13 protein-coding genes are annotated in these 18307 nt (G+C 54.3%); 10 read left to right on the top strand and 3 right to left on the bottom strand.

Annotation, left to right across the window (positions count from 1 at the left end; translation table 11 throughout):
- Positions 1–65: 65 nt before the first annotated feature.
- The gene (locus ACR0CZ_RS00065) at positions 66–1070 is read left to right on the top strand and encodes a LacI family DNA-binding transcriptional regulator (RefSeq protein ID WP_170395012.1); all 1005 of its coding nucleotides are present in this window, start codon (positions 66–68) and stop codon (positions 1068–1070) included.
- Here ACR0CZ_RS00065 and ACR0CZ_RS00060 read toward each other — a convergent pair.
- The 3 genes from ACR0CZ_RS00060 to ACR0CZ_RS00050 are packed head-to-tail and all read right to left on the bottom strand — an operon-like array spanning position 1067 to position 4230.
- Positions 1067–2200, bottom strand: coding sequence for a Gfo/Idh/MocA family protein (locus tag ACR0CZ_RS00060; RefSeq protein ID WP_170395014.1), 1134 nt, complete (start codon positions 2198–2200; stop codon positions 1067–1069). The genes ACR0CZ_RS00065 and ACR0CZ_RS00060 overlap by 4 nt on opposite strands.
- A 13-nt stretch (positions 2201–2213) precedes the next feature.
- Positions 2214–3107 carry a sugar phosphate isomerase/epimerase family protein gene (locus tag ACR0CZ_RS00055; RefSeq protein WP_170395016.1) on the bottom strand — a complete coding sequence of 298 codons (894 nt, stop codon included), beginning with the start codon at positions 3105–3107 and terminating at the stop codon, positions 2214–2216.
- A gap of 19 nt (positions 3108–3126) precedes the next feature.
- Positions 3127–4230 (bottom strand): Gfo/Idh/MocA family protein, encoded by a 1104-nt coding sequence (locus ACR0CZ_RS00050; RefSeq protein ID WP_170395018.1) that lies wholly within the window; start codon positions 4228–4230, stop codon positions 3127–3129.
- A 129-nt stretch (positions 4231–4359) separates the two neighbouring features.
- On the opposite strand from ACR0CZ_RS00050, the gene iolD reads away from it, so the two are divergent.
- The 9 genes from iolD to ACR0CZ_RS00005 all read left to right on the top strand — a co-directional run bounded on the left by iolD (position 4360) and on the right by ACR0CZ_RS00005 (position 17866).
- Entirely contained in the window at positions 4360–6228 is a 1869-nt protein-coding gene (gene iolD, locus ACR0CZ_RS00045) for a 3D-(3,5/4)-trihydroxycyclohexane-1,2-dione acylhydrolase (decyclizing) (protein ID WP_480537153.1), read from the top strand.
- Positions 6228–7067 carry a phytanoyl-CoA dioxygenase family protein gene (locus ACR0CZ_RS00040; protein WP_170395022.1) on the top strand — a complete coding sequence of 280 codons (840 nt, stop codon included), beginning with the start codon at positions 6228–6230 and terminating at the stop codon, positions 7065–7067. The genes iolD and ACR0CZ_RS00040 overlap by 1 nt, the downstream gene beginning before the upstream one ends.
- Positions 7064–8041, top strand: coding sequence for a 5-dehydro-2-deoxygluconokinase (gene iolC, locus ACR0CZ_RS00035; protein WP_170395024.1), 978 nt, complete (start codon positions 7064–7066; stop codon positions 8039–8041). Before ACR0CZ_RS00040 ends, iolC begins: the two co-directional genes overlap by 4 nt.
- A 12-nt stretch (positions 8042–8053) precedes the next feature.
- On the top strand, positions 8054–8911 hold the full coding sequence (locus ACR0CZ_RS00030) for a 5-deoxy-glucuronate isomerase (protein WP_170395026.1): 858 nt from the start codon (positions 8054–8056) through the stop codon (positions 8909–8911).
- A complete protein-coding gene (locus tag ACR0CZ_RS00025) occupies positions 8908–9738 on the top strand; it encodes a class II fructose-bisphosphate aldolase (RefSeq protein ID WP_170395028.1) in 831 nt (276 codons plus the stop codon). The genes ACR0CZ_RS00030 and ACR0CZ_RS00025 overlap by 4 nt, the downstream gene beginning before the upstream one ends.
- 1 nt (position 9739) lies before the next feature.
- Positions 9740–10729 (top strand): inositol 2-dehydrogenase, encoded by a 990-nt coding sequence (iolG, locus tag ACR0CZ_RS00020; RefSeq protein WP_170395030.1) that lies wholly within the window; start codon positions 9740–9742, stop codon positions 10727–10729.
- Between the two features lie 2203 nt (positions 10730–12932).
- Positions 12933–15119 (top strand): adenylate/guanylate cyclase domain-containing protein, encoded by a 2187-nt coding sequence (locus ACR0CZ_RS00015; RefSeq protein ID WP_170395032.1) that lies wholly within the window; start codon positions 12933–12935, stop codon positions 15117–15119.
- A gap of 26 nt (positions 15120–15145) precedes the next feature.
- Positions 15146–16297, top strand: coding sequence for a phosphatase PAP2 family protein (locus ACR0CZ_RS00010; protein WP_170395034.1), 1152 nt, complete (start codon positions 15146–15148; stop codon positions 16295–16297).
- Positions 16298–16318: 21 nt separating this feature from the next.
- Positions 16319–17866: a S8 family serine peptidase gene (locus tag ACR0CZ_RS00005; protein WP_170395036.1), complete on the top strand. Its 1548-nt coding sequence runs from the start codon at positions 16319–16321 to the stop codon at positions 17864–17866.
- The last annotated feature ends 441 nt before the right edge of the window (positions 17867–18307 follow it).

Raw genomic sequence — 18307 nt, 5'->3', positions numbered from 1 at the left:
TACTGTATCTGCCAAAGAATACAGGTAAAAGGACTGCCACTAAACGCAGGAAGGTCAGACGGATCATGGCTGTCACATTGAAAGAGGTTGCAGAACGCGCCGGCGTTTCACGCTCGGCGGTGTCGCGCACTTTCACCGATGGGGCCTCGGTTTCTGACAAGATGCGCCGAAAAGTCGAGAAGGCCGCGCGTGAGCTGGGATACAGCCCAAATGCACTGGCTTCATCTCTGACCACAGGCCGAACTAAGCTGATCGGGCTGGTCTCGAACAACTTCCACAACCCGATATTTCTTGAAGTTTTCGACCTCTTTACCAGGGGGCTGCAGGACCGAGGCCTGCGCCCGTTGCTGGTGAATCTGACCGACGAGGTTGAACCCGAAAATTCGGTACGAATGCTGCGCCAGTATTCGGTCGATGGCGTTGTCGTAGCGTCGTCGACCTTGCCGCCCGGCTTCGCAAAAGCGTTTCGGGATGCCGGCGTACCAGTGGTGCACAGCTTTGGCCGGTCATCCTCTTCACCGCAGGTTCATGTGGTCGGGATTGACAATGTGGAATGCGGACGCATGGCGGCCCGCGAGCTGGTCGCGCGTGGTTATACGAAAGTAGCCTTTCTAGGCGGGCCCGAGGCGGCGACCTCGACTCAGGATCGCCATGCGGGCTTCATGTCAGAGATGGCCCGGCATCCTAGCATTGATGTAACCTGCTCGTTTGCTGAGGCTTACTCATTCGATGCAGGTCGTCAGGAAATGCTACGCTTGCTCCAATCTGAGCGGGCTGATGCATATTTCTGCGGCGATGACGTGTTGTCCATCGGGGTGTTGTCCGCGATTCTGGATAGTGGCCTAAAGGTGCCCGAAGACATCGGCATCATCGGCCTGAACGACATGGAAATGGCACGGTGGGAGAATATTGATCTCACCACCATCCATCAGCCGATCCGGCAAATCGTGAGTTCTTCGATTGAGCTGATGGTGGCAACCCTGAACGAACCCGACCGATATCCGGAGGCACGGATATTCCCATGCTCGGTGGTGGAACGGGGCACATTGCGCCCCGTATCTGAGAGTTAACGAAACATCGGTGGCCGGGCATCCATCCACGCGCTGCCCTGTTTCGCCGACTCGACCGCTGTATGCACAGCCGCCATCGACCGCACGCCGTCTGCCGCATTGGGCAAGCCGTCGCGGGTTTCCCCGGCAATTGCATCTGCGAGATCGCAATAGATATTCGCAACCGCCAACGGGAACCCTTCGGGATGCGCAATCGCCACCCGGCTGAGTCGTTGCGCGTCTTCATGCAGCCCGCCTTCGCCTTTTTCTATGATCTGCAGGCGACCACCAACAGGCGTGTAGATAAGCTGGTTCGGCTGCTCCGACGCCCATCGCAGACCGCCGGTTTCTCCGAACACCTGAATGTCGAACCCGTGCTGCCGACCGATGGCCACCGAAGAGGTCCACAGCCGGCCAACAGCGCCTTTTGTCGTGCGGAAGTTGACCATGGCATCATCTTCAAGTTCACGGCTGCCAATGGTTGAAGCAAAATCTGCAGACAGGGTCTCAACCTCATCATCCGCAATGAATCCGGCCATGTGCATCGCGTGGATACCGCAATCAGCGAACTGCCCGGAAACACCCGCCATCGCCGGATCATAGCGCCAGCGCACGCGTGGATTGTCAGCATCGGTGGCGTCTCCGTGATGGCCGTGGCTGAAATTGGTAACGACCAGACGGACTTTGCCGATCTCACCTGCGCGCACCATCGCACGAGCCTGACGCACCATCGGATAAGCCGAGTAACAGTAGTTTACCGCGCAAATCTTTCCTGATTTCTCGGCGACTTTGACAATCTCTTCGCCCTCTTCCACCGTCATGGTCATGGGCTTTTCGCACAGCACGTTGAACCCGGCCTCAAGGTACGCTTTGGTGATCTCGAAATGCGTCGCATTTGGAGTGGCTACAGTGACCAGATCAATCCGATCCTCGCGCCCGCTCTCACCTTCCAGCATCTCGGACCAGTCGCCGTAGGCTCGGTCTGCCGCGATACCCAATCGTTGGGCGTATTCGCGACCAATGTCAGGCCTGTGATCCAGCGCTCCGGCGGTGAATTGGAAATGCCCGTCCGCCAGCGCCCCCAACCGGTGCGCCGGTCCGATCTGGCTACCTTCGCCGCCTCCGATCATGCCCCATTTCAGCTTGGTCATGGTCTGGACCTCCTTAACTGAAACCAATGGATTCAAGGTATTCACGATTCTTCCGCGCGTCCCCTACAGGGTCGGGATCAAGCGTCGGGTCGCAATCCTGTTCGACCGTGCACCATCCTGTGAAACCTGCGTCCAGCAGCACCTGGCGAACGGTTGGAAAGTCTACGTCGCCTTCACCCAGATTGCAGAAAATCCCCTGCCCGCAAGCATCATAGAAGCCGGTCCGATTGGCAATTACATCCGCTTTCACTGTCGGAGAGATATCCTTGAAGTGCATGTACGAGATCCGATCAACGTAGCGCTTCATGAAGCCGACCGGATCGAACCCGGCATAAGAGTGATGCCCCGTATCGAAGCAAATTTTAAGAAGGCTTTCATCGACCTCGTCCAGCAAACGGATAAGTTCAGGTTCAAAGTCCATAAAGCCCGCAGCATGAGCGTGCATCCCAACGGTCAGCCCGTATTCCTCGGACCCGATCCGCGCGCTCTCCGAAATCCGATCCCGGAACGCCGTCCACTCGGCCTTGTCCATCTGCTCAGCCTCATCGGCGCGACCAGCGGTTGGCGCGCGCCGGAGTGAGATCGCATCGATCAGCACCATGTGCTTCGCCCCATGCGCCTTCAATGCGCGAGCGGTGCGGTGGGTGGCGTCCAGCACGTCTTCCCACGCGTCGGGGTCGTGATAGTTGCGGAACACAACGCCGCCGATCAGTTCAAGATCATGCTCGGCCAGCGCATCGGCCAGCACCGCAGGGTCTTCGGGCATGAAACCCACCGGGCCCAGTTCGATACCCTTATACCCGGCCGCAGCGCATTCGCTGAGAACGGTTTTCCAATGCGGATTGCGCGGGTCCTGCGCAAATTCCACGCCCCAGGAACAGGGCGCATTGCCAATTCTGATGCTCATCTTGTCTTGTCTCCGATGCTCAGAAATCTTCGATATTTTTCCAGCTTTCATCCGCTGACGATGCCAATGCCGCAGCGACGACCCGGTTGACCTCATGCCCGTCGTGGAAGGTCGGCCAGACCGGTTTACCTGTCTCGATCGCGCGCAGGAAATCTCGCGCCTCGATGATGATCTGATCCTGATAGCCCGTGCCATGGCCCGGCCCTTGACAGAACGGCTCATAGTCCGGGTGCGCAGGGCCGGTCAGGATCTTACGAAAGCCACGCTCAGCTTCGGGACCCTCCATACGGTAGAGCCACAAAACGTTCTGGTCTTCCTGATCAAAGCGGATCGCACCCTTGGTGCCACTGATCTCATAGGCATAGCCCATCTTGCGCCCAGTCGCGATTCGACTGATATAGATCGATCCCATTGCTCCGTTCGCGAACCGCACCATCATCTGAGCGTGGTCGTCATTGTCAACTTCGCCACCCGGGCGGCTATTGTGCACGGTTTCGACCTCGGCCATCACGCGTGAAATCGGGCCGATCAAAGCCAGTGCGGCATTGATCATATGAGGCGCAAGATCACCCATCGTTCCGTTCGACATTCCTGTTGTACGCCAGGTTGCCGGGGCTTGAGGGTGCGCGTAGAAATCTTCGGTATGCTCACCCCGAAACCATGTGATGTCGCCGATCTCTCCTTCGGCTATCAGAGCGCGAGCGTATTGGCTGGCCGGGGTGCGGATATAGTTGAAACCAACCATGTTGGCCAAGCCCGAGGCCTCGGCCGCTGCTGACATCGCCGCACCATCCTCCAGCGACGCGCCCAAAGGCTTTTCACACAGCACCGGTTTGCCCAGCGCAAACGCTGCCTGAGCGATCTCGCGATGTGTTTCCGGAGGCGTGGCGATCACAACGGCCTCGACCTTCGGGTCGTTCACCAACACACGCCAGTCATCCGTCGAGCGCGCGAATCCATAGGCCTGACGATACCGCTCAGCGCTTTCCGGTGACGAGGCGCACACCATCTCTAACCGTGGTCGCAAGGCCGTGTTGAACACCGCCCCAACCGAGGACATGGCGACCGCATGAGCCTTGCCCATATATCCGCCGCCTAGAATGCCAATGCCGATCTCTGCCATTCCGACGTCCTCCCTCGCTTTTTCTTGAAAACCATTTGCAACCGGTTGCAAAACTTGTATCGTGAGAATAGGACTCTCGCAAGCTGCATTCGGCACTGCATCATAATTTTCCTAAAGGAGCCCGCAGACATGTCCGCGCAACACGAAACTGTTTACCTGACAACGGCGCAGGCGATCATTCGCTGGCTGTCGAACCAGTTTATAGAGATCGATGGTCAGGAATATCGCCTATGTGGCGGGGGCTTCGGGATTTTTGGTCATGGCAATGTGACCTGCCTGGGCGAGGTACTGAATACTGTCCGGGATGAGCTGCCGTTGTATCGCGGACAGAATGAACAGAGCATGGGATTCGCCGCCGCAGGCTATTCCAAGCAGTGGCTGCGTCAGCGATTCATGTTCTGCACCGCTAGCGCAGGCCCCGGCACTGCGAATCTGTTGACTGCTGCTGGACTGGCCCATGCGAACCGGCTGCCAATGCTGATGTTGTGCGGGGACACGTTCATCACCCGCTTACCGGATCCGGTTCTGCAGCAGATGGAGAACTACTATGACCCGACGTTTGGTGTGAATGACGCCTTCAAACCGGTCAGCCGCTATTGGGATCGCATCACGCATCCGGCACAGGTCATTCAATCTCTGCCCGCCGCTATAGCGACAATGCTGGACCCGGGCGATTGCGGGCCGGCGTTCCTCGGGTTGCCACAGGATGTGCAGGGTTGGACCTATGACTACCCGGTGAAGTTCTTTGAGAAAAAAGTTCATCGCATTCGCCGCCAATCTCCCGATGCTCATGAAATCGCCGATGCCGCTACCGCTTTGGCCGGCGCGAAACGCCCGATGATCATTGCGGGAGGGGGCGTGCAGTATTCCAAAGCCGTGACCGATTTGACCGAATTCGCCGAAAAGTTTCAGATTCCGGTCGTCGAAACCATCGCGGGCCGCGCCAATATGCTGGCGACCCATCCGCTGAACATTGGCCCGATCGGCGTCACTGGATCAGACAGTGCCAACGCGATTGCGGAACAATCCGATGTGATTGTCGCCGTCGGGACGCGCTTGCAGGATTTCACGACCGGCTCGTGGACTGCCTTTGCCAAGGACGCTCAGTTCATCTCGATCAATGCTGCGCGGCATGATGCGGGTAAGCACATGTCCTTGCCAGTTGTTGGGGATGCCAAGCTTTCAATTCAGGCTCTAACAGAGGCTGTTGACTATACCGCCCCGCCCGATTGGGTATCTCTGGCGCAGGACGAACGGCATAAATGGGATGCCTATGTGGCCGAGAATGTCGCGTACGGGAACCGCCCAAGCTCCTACGCGCAAGCCATCGGCGTTGTGAACGAGCTTTGCGACCCGCGTGACCGTGTGGTCGCCGCTGCCGGAGGTCTGCCCGCTGAAGTCACCGCCAACTGGCGCACGCTGGATATTGGCACCGTTGATGTTGAGTTCGGATTCTCCTGCATGGGCTATGAGATCGCAGGCGCTTGGGGCGCGCGCATTGCCCAATCTGAGCGTGAGCCGGATAAGGACACAATTACCTTCTGCGGTGATGGCTCATATCTGATGCTGAACTCGGACATCTATTCCTCGGTTCTGAGCCGCAAGAAGATGATTGTTCTGGTGCTGGACAATGGCGGTTTTGCAGTCATCAACAAGCTGCAGAACAACACAGGCAACGAAAGCTTCAACAACCTGCTGGAAGACTGCCCTACCATCCCCGAAGCCTTTGGCGTTGATTTCGCTGCCCACGCAGCCTCGATGGGGGCCACCAGCGAAAAGGTCGCGAACCCGGCAGAACTGGCCGAAGCGTTCAAGCGCGCCAAGGCCAGCGACAAGACTTATGTGATTGTGATGGACGTGGACGCCTATGAAGGCTGGACCACTGAAGGCCATGCATGGTGGGAGGTTGGTACACCCCACACTTCGGCTGACGAGAGGGTTCGTGATGCCCATGTCGAATGGGAATCGACCCGTGAAAAACAACGCAAGGGCATCTGATGAAACGGTTCAAGGCAGAAACGGCTGACCCAGACGTCATTGTGGATGAATTGCTGAACGGTGACGGAGTCGTCGCAATCTCGGGCCTTTTCACCCCTGAAGAGATCGCCGAGGCACGTGCCATCGTCATGGCCGAATCCGAAACGGCGGCCGAGAAAGTGACCCATTTCCAAGGCGCTGCGGAAGAAGATGGCAAACTGAACCTGCAGCGGCGGGTCTGGAACCTGTTGGCCAAGGGCGACGTGTTTTCACGCATGGCTGCGCATCCGGTTCTGATGAAGATCCTCCGCAAGTTTCTGGGGACCGAGTTCATCATGGGCTCGATCGCTGCCAATCGCATCCTGCCGGGCGGGCCGGGGCAGGAGCCGCATGTCGACTATCCCTATTGGGACTTTCACAGCCCCGAAACGCATCCCGTCGGTCTGAATGGATCATTTCCGATGAATGCACAGGTCTCGGTTTTGCTGGACCCGTTCACCAAGGAAAGCGGCGCGACCGGCTATGTACCCGGATCGCAGAAAGAGCTTCGTTATCCCACGCCCGAAGACAAGTTCTATGACAAATGCGAGCAGATGACCGGTGAGCCTGGCGATGTTGCTCTGTTCTATGGCGTAACGTGGCATTGCGCGATGCCGAACAAAGCGGATCACGACCGCAGCGCGATCCTGATCCAGTATCTGCCCAAATGGGTTAAACCGATGGAAGATATGCCCGCTGCGCTACCGCAGGATTTCCTTGATCAGGCAAGTCCCGATCTGCGGCAGTTGCTGGGCCTGAATTATCCCTACCCCGAGGTGCTGGATGCCGCGCGGGCAGGCAATACCGAGGGGCGCACGTGACTCTGATCGAAGGTATAAAAGGTAACCGCTTTGCCGTGTTCGGCAGGGCCGGAATGGACATGTTTGCGGATCCGGTCGGAACCAAAAGCGAAGACGCACAAGTGTTTCGCGCCGATCTGGGCGGATCAAGCGCCAATATCTGCGCCGGACTGGTGAAGCTGGGATCGCAAGCGGCGCTGGTCACCTCGGTCTCGGATGATGCCGTGGGGCGGTTCTGTGTGAACCGGCTGCGGGACTATGGCGTTGAAACGAGATATGTCCGAGCTGTGGGTGGCGAGGCGCGTACGTCCTTGGCTGTCTACGAAAGTTGCATTGAAGACTTTCAGAATGTCATCTACCGCAACGGCGCCGCTGATTTCCAGGTAACCGAGGCGGATATGGATGAGGTCGACTACAGCGCCTTCTCAGCCCTGATCACGGCGGGCACGGTTTTTGCTGCGGAACCCTCACGCTCGGCCACCTTCCGCGCATTTGAAAATGCGCGCGCCTCAGGCCTGCCGGTGATTTTCGACATCGATTACCGCCCCTATAGTTGGCCATCACCCGAAGTCGCCTCAGAGGTTCTGACCCGCGCAGGGAATGAAAGCGATCTGATCGTAGGCAATGATGAAGAGTTCGGCTTTATGGCGGGCGGCATCGAAAAAGGTTTAGACAAGGCCCGCGAATTGGCGGCCAACGGCAAGATGGTGATCTACAAGATGGGCCATGAGGGGGCCATTACGCTGGCAGACGGGCAAGAGGTCCGCACCGGCATCTACCCGGTTACCGCCGTGAAGCCCAACGGCGCAGGCGACAGCTTCCTGGCCGGACTGCTGGCCTCGATCGCTGCGGGGCATGACCTGCGCGATGCGGTGCTGCGCGGTTCGGCCTGCGCGTCGATCGTCGTGTCGAAACCCGGCTGCGCCGGGGCCATGCCGACGACGCCCGAACTTGACGAATTTCTGGCCCAACACCCGGGCTCCACGGATACCTGAAAGGAGACGCAGATGCATATTGCGCCCCATGACAACCAGAACAAACCTATCGTCGATGCCGACCATGATCTGGTGCCGCTAAACTATTTCAACATCGTCAAACTGAAAAAGGGCGAGGTGTTCGAATATGCCGTACCGGGCTATGAGACCTGCATCGTGCCCGCTACCGGTACCGTGGATGTCGATGTGGACGGCGCGATCTATACCAACCTTGGCAACCGCACCATCGACGTCTGGGATGGCGAGCCCGAGGGCGTATACGTTCCCGTCGGCGCCAAGGTTCGAATAACCTGCATGACGGATGAAACCGAAACCTTCATCGCGGGCGCAAAATTCGACCGTGTGCTTGAACCCTTTGATGTCCGCGTACCCGAGCTGGATCTGGTGCAGTATGGATCGGACGACACCAAAACCCATCGAAAGATCAAACACATTCTGGGCGCGAACCATCACGACAAGGTCGGCCGCTTGCTGGTGTCTGAACTTTATACCGTGGGTCAGGGCGGCTGGTCCGGCTTTCCCAGCCACAAACATGACACCGACCGCAAAAGCGACGATGGCGAAATGATCGAAACCCGCCATGACGAAACCTATAATTTCCGCTTCCGGCCCAACTATGGTTCTGGCGTCCAGATGCTGCAGCGCGAAGACAACAAGCCGGGTGATGCCTATCACATCATGGATGGCTCGACGATCCTGCTGGACAAGGGCTATCACCCCTGCGCAGTTTTGCCGGGGTATGAAATGTACTATTTCACCATCCTCGGCGGGCTCAGTCAGCGCTCGCTGAAGCAGTATTTCCAACCGACCCATGCAGCCCAGCTGCATACGATCCCGGGCATTATGGACATGGTGGCCAAGTTCAAATGAGCCTTGTGACATTATCGGACGTGCTGCAACCCGCGCTTCGCGACGGCTATGCCGTGGCCGGGCTGGTGACGCTGGGCTGGGAGGACATGCGTGCCTACGTGGCCGCAGCAGAAGCCGAAGGCGTACCGATCATCCTGCAAGCCGGCCCATCATGCCGCGAACACACGCCGCTGCCGGTTCTGGGCAAGATGTTCCGCCATCTGGCCGAAGGGGCCAGTGTGCCTGTCGTGGCCCATCTGGACCATGGCTATACGTGGGACGAGTGCCGCATCGCCATCGACAGCGGCTTCACCTCTGTCATGTTCGACGGCTCACGCAAGCCTTTGGAACAGAATATCGCCGAGACCGCTGCAATTGCCGAGATGGCCCATGCCGCTGGTGTCTCCTGCGAGGGGGAAATCGGTTTTGTCGGCTATTCGGGTGGTGAAGGTTCGGACGGAACCGACCCGGAGGAAGCCGCGCAATTCGCCCGAGAGACCGGCGTGGATGCAATGGCGATCTCGGTTGGCAACGTCCATTTGCAGCAGAACAAAGAGGGCGGTCTGGACGAGGCCCGTATCCGCGCCATCGAAGCCGTGACCGATATACCTCTGGTAATCCATGGCGGCTCGGGCGTGCCGGTTGCGCAACGTGCTGCGCTGGCGCGCGGATCGAAAATCTGCAAATTTAACATCGGGACCGAGCTGCGAATGGCCTTTGGGAATGCCCTGCGAACGGCCGTGAATGCCGATCCGGACAGGTTCGACCGCGTTCAAATACTGAAAGATACACATGAACCGGTGGTCGAGGCGACGCGCCGAGTACTGAAAGCGTTCAAAGGGGCATGACATGCTGAATATCGGGCTATTGGGATGCGGGCGGATCGGTCAGGTTCATGCGCGCTCGATCGGGCAGATTGATGGCGCACGGGTGAGCGCAGTGGCGGACGCATTCACAGAACCGGCTCAGATGCTGGCCGACAAAACTGGCGCACAGATCCTGTCGGCGGACGAACTGATCGAAAGCAAAGATGTCGATGCTGTCGTCATCGGTACTCCGACCGACACCCATTACGATCTGATCCATAAAGCGGCGAATGCCGGCAAAGCGATCTTCTGCGAAAAGCCGGTGGACATGTCCGCTGACCGCATCCGCGACTGCATCAAGGTGGTCGAAGCCACCGGCGTGCCCTTCATGACGGCCTTCAACCGCCGCTTTGATCCGAGCTTTGCCAATATTCAATCCCGCATCGCCGAAGGTGAGATCGGCGCGGTCGAAATTGTCACCATTCTGTCCCGCGACCCCTCGCCGCCACCGATCAGCTATATCGAAAGCTCGGGTGGGTTGTTCCGCGATATGATGATCCATGACTTGGATATGGCACGTTTCTTGCTGGGCGAAGAACCTATCAGCGTTTACGCTGTTGGATCATCGCTCGTCGATCCCGAGATCGGCAAAGCCGGAGACGTCGACACCGCAGCCGTAACCCTGACGACAGCCAGTGGCAAGATTTGCCAGATCTCCAACTCGCGCCGCGCCAGCTATGGCTATGATCAGCGCATCGAGGTGCATGGCGAGAAGGGCATGTTGCGGGCCGAAAACATGTTGGAGAATGCGGTTGAGGTCGCGACTCCGTCGGGTTTCCGCAAAGCCCCCGCCCGGCATTTCTTTCTTGAACGCTACGAAGGCGCCTATCAAGCCGAGATGGCCCATTTCACTGACGCTGTGTCCGGATCAGGACAACTTGCACCAGGTATCATCGATGGGCTGCGGGCTCAGTTGCTGGCCGATGCGGCGGATGCGTCCTTGAAGCAGGGCACCGTTATCAACCTCGATTGAGGTTTTTGGGAAATCATCGAGGTTCAAGGTACGACGCGCCAAACTCGTACCCCCTCAAGAAATCATCAGACATCTTCTAGGCGCGCCGTATCGTTTTGGTATCTGGGCGAGATGTCCGGAATGTGTCTGAAAGATTAATTTTCCCAACTACGGGGAACCCCCAATATACGGGCCTACAAGCATCGCATAACCTGAGTTCAACGGACCACTTTCACTGATCCGTGTATCCCCTTCAGAGGGGTTGGCTCGACCCCCTCGCCAACCCCTCTGCTAGGTGGAATGTGAGGCGACGCTTTCAATCTAATACCGCCACCGCGAGATTTGGACGAAGCGGGCTTGCTTTCGGGCCTTAGACCTGTTCACTTTGGGTGACGACGGCGTCAACGATGAACGAAAAAGAAGTGCATGGTGTTTCTTTAATTTTTTAATTTCAATGTCTTACTACAAAACCACCGACACCCCGAGAGAACAGTTGTCACGAGCGCGACAACATGCGCCTAAAGGCCCTACAACTTTGCGGTGCTACATTAGATCGCTGAAACAAGCGCATTCACGGCTCCGGCAAAACCAGCCACTGCCACAACACTTGCCAAAATGACGCAAAGGATTTCCAACGCACTGAGTTTCATATCGGGCCCCACCGGAATGCTGCACCCGGCATAGAGCAAGTCTTGAAAGGCGAAAAGTGAGCTTATGTTTACGTCGCGGAAACTTGCTATCCAGGTAGCGCTTACTTGCTCAGATACCGCTCTCAGGACGTTAGTTGGGGTCGTTCTGATGGCATTTCTATCTTGACCTGTTGCACCTCTGCATCGCCGATTGCACATCATTCGGCGCGCAACGATCAATGGAAAGATACCTGAAACTGCACCCATAGAATCTAATGGCGCTGTCGAGGTACGCCATAACTACACCCAGATGCGCGATACAAAAGGTTTGAACGCGCATTGTATCAACGCCACCGAAAATGCGCTTCATTCATTGGACGATCAGAAGATTGCTCGTGGGGCGGCATATCGAACTAGGTAACCCCCTCAAATCCAGTTGGAAAAACTAGAAAGTGCTAAAAATAAAGACATGCCGCCCACAGTGCCAGGATGGCATTATGGCAAAAATGTGTCCACGGCTAAATTCGAAACTCTTAGTTCGCGAATTGGAAACAAGATGTTTCGGAAAGATTCTCGGGGCCACTGAGAACCCTGCACTTCGAAGGTGCTCAGTGATGAAAGTTTGAATTCGAAAGATAACACTATGACGTCACTCTCTCCACCTATGAAGAAGGCTCGATAAGCGGACTATCGCTGCTTGGTGTCCTTCTCAGCAGAAACTACGATACCTCTCATTGGATGAGGGATAGCCTCATCAAGCTTTAACCGAATAGCACAGCCAACACTGGATGGGCACTTCCCGAGCTACTGAACTGACACTTTAAACTGGAATGCATCTTGCTTCCCCATCTGTGCCCATCGCGCATCCTTCGTTCCAGAGAACGGTTCAAGTCATCAAACCTTGGGAGAAAAATTTGTTCTAAACAAAAAACGGGGGAGTTCTAGGTTAGTTCAATATACTTCAACTGATAAGCATCCATTTTGACGAAATATAGTACAATGCTTCAATTGGTAGAAATCCAAAGATCTAATTCAATTGTAACACGACCCTTGGGTTTTACCGTTGTGTTGTCATAGAGAAAGATGAATTAGCAGCGCTTGAAGTCTTGGTACGTGTTGATGCAAAAATAGAATCCAATGACAAGATGTCAAGAAACGCCTTTTGTCGATATTCAAGTGGCATTCACTCTTTGACCTCTTAATGTGCATCCTTATCTCGCGCTGCGACGGTGCGTTTCTTTCTTATTCACCGGAATCAAGCACTTATGAAGTAATGCGGAAGCATTCCCTCTTTAACATTTACCAATGACCGGAAAGTATCAGTTCATATCACCCACCACTAAATTTATTTATTTATATCTGGCACTTAACAAATACCTGCGTTCGCAATTGCAAATGTCGAGCGCGTTTAATGTCGACGAGTTACTGAGATTAGTGTACTACTGACCCTAACTGTGGGGTTATTTTTATTTAAAACAATCGATCAGGGTGTCGAATTTTAGGCATTAGAAACGTTTAATCTATTTACTTTGAGGTCAAGATATGGGGTAGACCAGACAAAGTTTTCCAAGACTAAAACACCCGAAGCCCGCCTAATGGCCATCGTGTTCATTGATGCATGTGGGTACTCGTTAGCGGTTCGCGAAACTGAAATGCGAACCCTATCCACTATTCGCGCGGATCTGAATTTAGCCAGTGAAGTAGTGGTCGCTCTTGGAGGCGAAGTCACGGGTATTGCTGGTGATGGTTTTTGCGCGACATTCAGAAGTGTTTCAGTCGCGGTAGAAGCCTCGTTGAGGGTACAGGAAACTCTTTCCGAACAAGTCGGAAACTATGATCGCGGATTCAGGATCGGTGTGCATGTTGGTGATACATTTGAAATAGACCGCCAAATTATAGGGAATACCGTAAACACCGCGGCCCGTATCGAAAGTGCTGGATCGGCCGGTGATGTCCTGGTCTCCAGTGCGGTCCGAAATTCGCTTCAGGGTGGAAACGACTTTCGGTTTGTCTCCATCGGCTACCCAACACTAAAAAATCTGGGAAACTCTCTCGAGTTATTCAAGGTGATCAGAGTTTCGGACCAAGAGTCGCTGGCAAAGGCCCGTCTCGAATTGATTGGGTATCCGAAGTATTGGGGCTCCCAAAACACTTTGCTGGACCTAAACAACGAGCAGACAATGCTTCTCTCGCTCTTAGCTTGCTCTCAAGGTGTTTTTTCAGCGCATCGGGCTGGCGAAATTATTTGGGAGGACCAGTCTACTTCTGAAAGGTCTGCTTTATTGGAGCGGCTCGTTGACGCCACCAATGAACACACGGGTTTGGCAACCCTAATCAGTGTAGTTCGCGACAAAGATCTCATTTGCCTCAATCAACAAGAATTAGAAATAGACGTAACGGAGCCAACAGCAGAACTATCGAATAATAGGCTGTTGGAGGGTTTCAATTGCCGCAATGCTGCTTTCATGGATTGGCTCCAGCATCAACGGTCTGCGGTTCGATGCATCAACCAAGATGATGCTAATCTAGTAAGTAAAACAGATCTCACAACTCAGCCAACGCCTAATGCGTCATGGGTAGAAACTACGAGAACAAATTTCGTAATTGGCCTTCTAGCCTCAGATGTGGGAGCGGGATCGGAAAAAGCCTCTTTCGTAGCAAATATCGTCGCAGAGCAGCTATCAAAATCTCTTTCGGAAACCGAGGCCCTGATTGTTCAGGACTATCGCACCCCGAACGTGCCCGGGCCATACAACTCCAGCCCCAGCCACGGTGTTGGTCCCGACTTGTTTCTTCAGTGCAGAGCGTCAGCCTGCGAAAGCATGCTTCAAGTTTCTGTCACTGCAATGCGCCCCGAGGACCGGAAAGTTATTTGGAATCAGAATGTGGTGGCTGATCAGGGCGACTTTCTTGGGCTCTCAACCTCCAGCGTTGCAGCTTTTGTAAGCTACGCTACCGATGCGCTCCTCACGGCATTGGTGAATGGGCGTCATATGCGAGACCCCGCTGCCCATCATGCTGCAAAGACGGCGATCTCAGCTGTCCATCACTTGCTAACAATGTCCGGACCCGGTTTGGACCATTTGCAGGCAGACATATTGGCGGCCTACGAAATCGACCCCAAGCCTGTTTACTTGGCCTGGCTAGCATATTTTACGACGTTCCAAATCGGCGAACGTTACGGAACGTGGGACATTGAGCTTGAAGAAAGAGCACGAGAGCTAGCGAGGCGAGCAGTCGAAGCTGACGCAGATAACGGGACCGTTTTAGGGCTTGTCGCTCACGTCTATTCCTACGTGTTCCGCGAGTTTTCGATTGCTCAGGACCTTTCTGACAGAGCCCTGGAGCTGAGCCCATATCGTGCAATGTGTTGGGATTCTGCTGCGATGCTCTATTGCTATACCGATCGTCCGAGGCTTGCAGTGGAGGCCGCGAACAAAGCTAGGGTTATCGGACGGCACAGCCCTTATCGTCATCTATTCGACGGCGCAAGCTGCGTAGCTTCGTTGGTAAATGGCGACTTCGAACAAGCCGTCAAATTTGGCGAAAACGTAATGGCGGTACAACCACAGTTTAAAGCAGTTATGCGCTATCTGGCGGCATCTTACGGTCACTTGGGCGATCACACCAAAGGTGAGAAAGCGTTACATCGACTTGTCGAATTGGAGCCAGACATGTCTCTCACAAGTATTCGAGAAGACTGGTTTCCGGTTCCAACCCGCTTCAGCGCAAAACTTATGGAGGATGGTCTGAGCCGTATCGGGCTGCCAAAACAAATTTAGTATTTCGATCAAGGGAGGGGGATTCATTGAATTACGTTAGTTTTCTCAACAACTTCGGTATGCTCGTTCGGCGTGGGGAATTGATTTCGTGTAAAGTTTTAAAGCTGGCGAACTTGGGCGCAGAGGACAATCCTGAGCGAAATAGGGATGAACTTGTATCGCTAATCTATGACGAACAGCAGCAAACATTCTGGGCGTACATCAATGCGATTCGTGAGATCAAGGACGACATAATTGATGATCCAACACTTGAAAAATTGAATTTGTTTTTTGATGAGATGACTCTGGTAGATCGTCTTCAGCGGAACGAACAAGTAGCTAATTCGGTTGCCACAGAAATTGGAAGCCGGTCTGCACTCGGAGCCGCTGTAATCGCGATGGGTCAGTCTTCATCCTTTGCCCTGAACCGCAACAGAAATAGAAACAGAAATAGAAACAGGAATCGAAATAGAAACAGAAATAGGAATCGAAATAGAAACAGAAACCGCACTGAGTTCGATTTCGGTGGGAGCGATGCCTCATTTGGGTGGCGCGAAATGCGTGATCTCTGTAAAATTGGCATTCCTATTGATACAAGTATTCTCGGGAAAATCTGGGAGAATATTGATCTTCTACCACCTCCAGGACCCGATGAAAGCCTGAACGAAACCACTCATCTGCTGGAGCTTCAGGAGCAACTGAAACAGCCAGATCAAGTGCGCCGTCGCGACGAAATTGTTGCACAAGCGCAGTTCGGAATTGACGATTACCTGACCCCTTTAGGGATTGACGAGCAGGGCGGATTTGATGCGACGAAGGCCTTGATGGTCATCCTGCTGGAAATCACCAACGAGATCGGCCTTACTTACAAGAATAGGTTCAGCCGACCTCGACCAAACATCGTGCAGCCGCTTATCCGTCCTTACATCCCCGTACCCTATCACGCTGCATATCCATCCAACCATTCTTATCAATCATTCGCGATTGCCGAGCTGTTCTCTCGGCTGGTTCCAGAGCATCCGGGAACGATAGCGCTTTTCCATCGCGCCCAGCGAATTGCCGAGAACCGAGAATGGGCAGGTCTACACTACCCAAGTGATACAGCTGCAGGACGCAGTCTCGCAAAGAAAACAGTGGTTTATCTAACAGAAGCTCTCGATGAACTGATGGATGAAGCCCAGGACGAATGGCTGGGATAGCTACAAAGGGGAGGTGAGCCAATGCCTGTTGGCGATGAGTTATATAAACGTTACTACTATCTTTGGCATCTGGTGGCGATCAATGCGATTTCCGTACCAACTGGCACCTCATCTGGTGAGGTTTGCCCGACGATATCTGGTGTCGAATGGGATTTTGCAGGACGGGATGTAAAAATTGGCCTCATTGATATGGGGGTGGCCCGGCATCATCCAAACTTAGAAGCGCCAGAGGCCCCCCTTCCCCCTCCAGATCAAGTTATTTGGAATGACGCAATTGATCTAGCGAGCCACCCGTATGGAGCAAAGTACGAGGAGTTATCGGCATATCCTGCAGCAAACAGACACCGCGAGCTACCAGAACAACATTTGACCGGAATCAGCGCTTTGGTCATACCTGGTCTCGACCCCGAAGAAACCGAGATAATTAACAGAATTAGTAACGGTTTTGGCGTCAAGCGTTACGTCGATGCCTATGATGATCGGTATGCCGCTCACGGGACTGGATGCGCTGGCCTGACTAGCGGTACCAGTTATGAATTGGATCAGTTCGGCAATGCGGGTAATGTTGCCCCTTACTTTGGCGTAGACCCGCTAAGCAAAGTAGTTCCTATCACAACTTCAATATCTCCTAGCCCTGAAGAACTGATAGCGGCCTTTCTATATGCAGAAGCGAAAGGTGTGGATGTCATTCTATTTCCGCGCGATGCCGCTGACCCTTCGTATTGGCCCGGCTATCCAACCTCTTTTGACGATGATGAAGAGACCCGCCTTCATAAAAGCAAGGCGGGAGAAGTTCATGAAGATATTTTGGATATCCAAAAATCCTGGGCTCTACTTGAGAAAGTCATAGAATGGGTAAGCAAGCAGACGCCTGTTGTATGCGCCGCAGGTAATGAGGGCAGGAGTGAACTGATTTACCCGGCTAGTTTGTCATCCAATCCCGCAAACGGTGTCATTTCAGTAGGCGCCGTCAATTACAACGGCTACCGATCGGGTTATTCCAACTACTCGGGTGATCTGACCGTAGTCGCACCTTCAGATGACGGAGAAGTATATAACAGATACCAAATCCGATTGGACCGTCGCGCTGCTTCAGCAGGCGACTTCTGGGTAGAGAACGTGCACAAAAAGCGCGAACCACCTTATGATGATATCCCTGAAATTTCATTTGCCTCACAACGGTTACTTTCCTTGGATGTTCCAGGACCGAGGGGCTACGTGGAAGGAACATTCGCTGGCCCTGTGAAGAAACGAGAAAGTGCGCGCGACGATCCTTCGGGATTATATGCTGAATTTGGAGGCACATCGGGTGCTGCTGCCTTGGTCGCCGGAGCAATCGCGATGATGCAGCGCAAGTCGACTTCAAAGGTGTCAGGTGTTGACGTCAAGAACATTTTCGAAGGTTTTTCGGCTGATACCAATAAACTAAATCTAGACCACTGGTATTGGTTAGATGCAGGGTCATCTTTGCAGCCAGATGCCATGAACTCATATACAACACCGAGCACAGATGAGCTTTTTGGGCAAGCAGGACTATTGGACGTCGCAAAACTACTTTTACAGGTTTGAACAAACTAGGACGTGTGATTGGTTGATACCGCTCCTTTCAAGGCATTTTGCCGCAAAGGAGATTGAATATGGGAATGAAGCGCACGGATTGATTCGTCTCTGCTGCGAGACGGATCAAGCTGATCATTGGGCTTTCATGCAAACAAACTGCGTTTGAACGCGGCATTGGCATTAAGCGATCGGAACGCTTGGCGCAGAATACCAATATCGCGCCATTAATGGGTTGAGATCAGAAGCACGTAGAGCGATAGATTCAGGGTCATCCCTATTCTCCCATTCTTCCTCACGCGTCGATTTTGGAGCGTGGCGCGATGAGGTGAAGACGTTAAGCAATTGCTCCGGGTGATCAATTGTAGTCTGCGCGGGCTGCTCTGGGATTTTCTAAAGTTGGTTGCGGGAGCAGGATTTGAACCTGCGACCTTCAGGTTATGAGCCTGACGA

The sequence above is a fragment of the Ruegeria sp. H9 genome, assembly GCF_056532915.1.
Note: the sequence above shows the minus strand (reverse complement) of the source record. Positions and strands in the feature narration are given on the sequence as shown.

What these genes read in the sequence shown, in the direction of transcription:
- ACR0CZ_RS00065 (WP_170395012.1), top strand. Translation starts at nt 66, where the DNA reads ATGGCTGTCACATTGAAAGAGGTTGCAGAACGCGCCGGCGTTTCACGC.
- ACR0CZ_RS00060 (WP_170395014.1), bottom strand. Translation starts at nt 2,200, where the DNA reads ATGACCAAGCTGAAATGGGGCATGATCGGAGGCGGCGAAGGTAGCCAG.
- ACR0CZ_RS00055 (WP_170395016.1), bottom strand. Translation starts at nt 3,107, where the DNA reads ATGAGCATCAGAATTGGCAATGCGCCCTGTTCCTGGGGCGTGGAATTT.
- ACR0CZ_RS00050 (WP_170395018.1), bottom strand. Translation starts at nt 4,230, where the DNA reads ATGGCAGAGATCGGCATTGGCATTCTAGGCGGCGGATATATGGGCAAG.
- iolD (WP_480537153.1), top strand. Translation starts at nt 4,360, where the DNA reads ATGTCCGCGCAACACGAAACTGTTTACCTGACAACGGCGCAGGCGATC.
- ACR0CZ_RS00040 (WP_170395022.1), top strand. Translation starts at nt 6,228, where the DNA reads ATGAAACGGTTCAAGGCAGAAACGGCTGACCCAGACGTCATTGTGGAT.
- ACR0CZ_RS00030 (WP_170395026.1), top strand. Translation starts at nt 8,054, where the DNA reads ATGCATATTGCGCCCCATGACAACCAGAACAAACCTATCGTCGATGCC.
- ACR0CZ_RS00025 (WP_170395028.1), top strand. Translation starts at nt 8,908, where the DNA reads ATGAGCCTTGTGACATTATCGGACGTGCTGCAACCCGCGCTTCGCGAC.
- iolG (WP_170395030.1), top strand. Translation starts at nt 9,740, where the DNA reads ATGCTGAATATCGGGCTATTGGGATGCGGGCGGATCGGTCAGGTTCAT.
- ACR0CZ_RS00015 (WP_170395032.1), top strand. Translation starts at nt 12,933, where the DNA reads ATGGCCATCGTGTTCATTGATGCATGTGGGTACTCGTTAGCGGTTCGC.
- ACR0CZ_RS00005 (WP_170395036.1), top strand. Translation starts at nt 16,319, where the DNA reads ATGCCTGTTGGCGATGAGTTATATAAACGTTACTACTATCTTTGGCAT.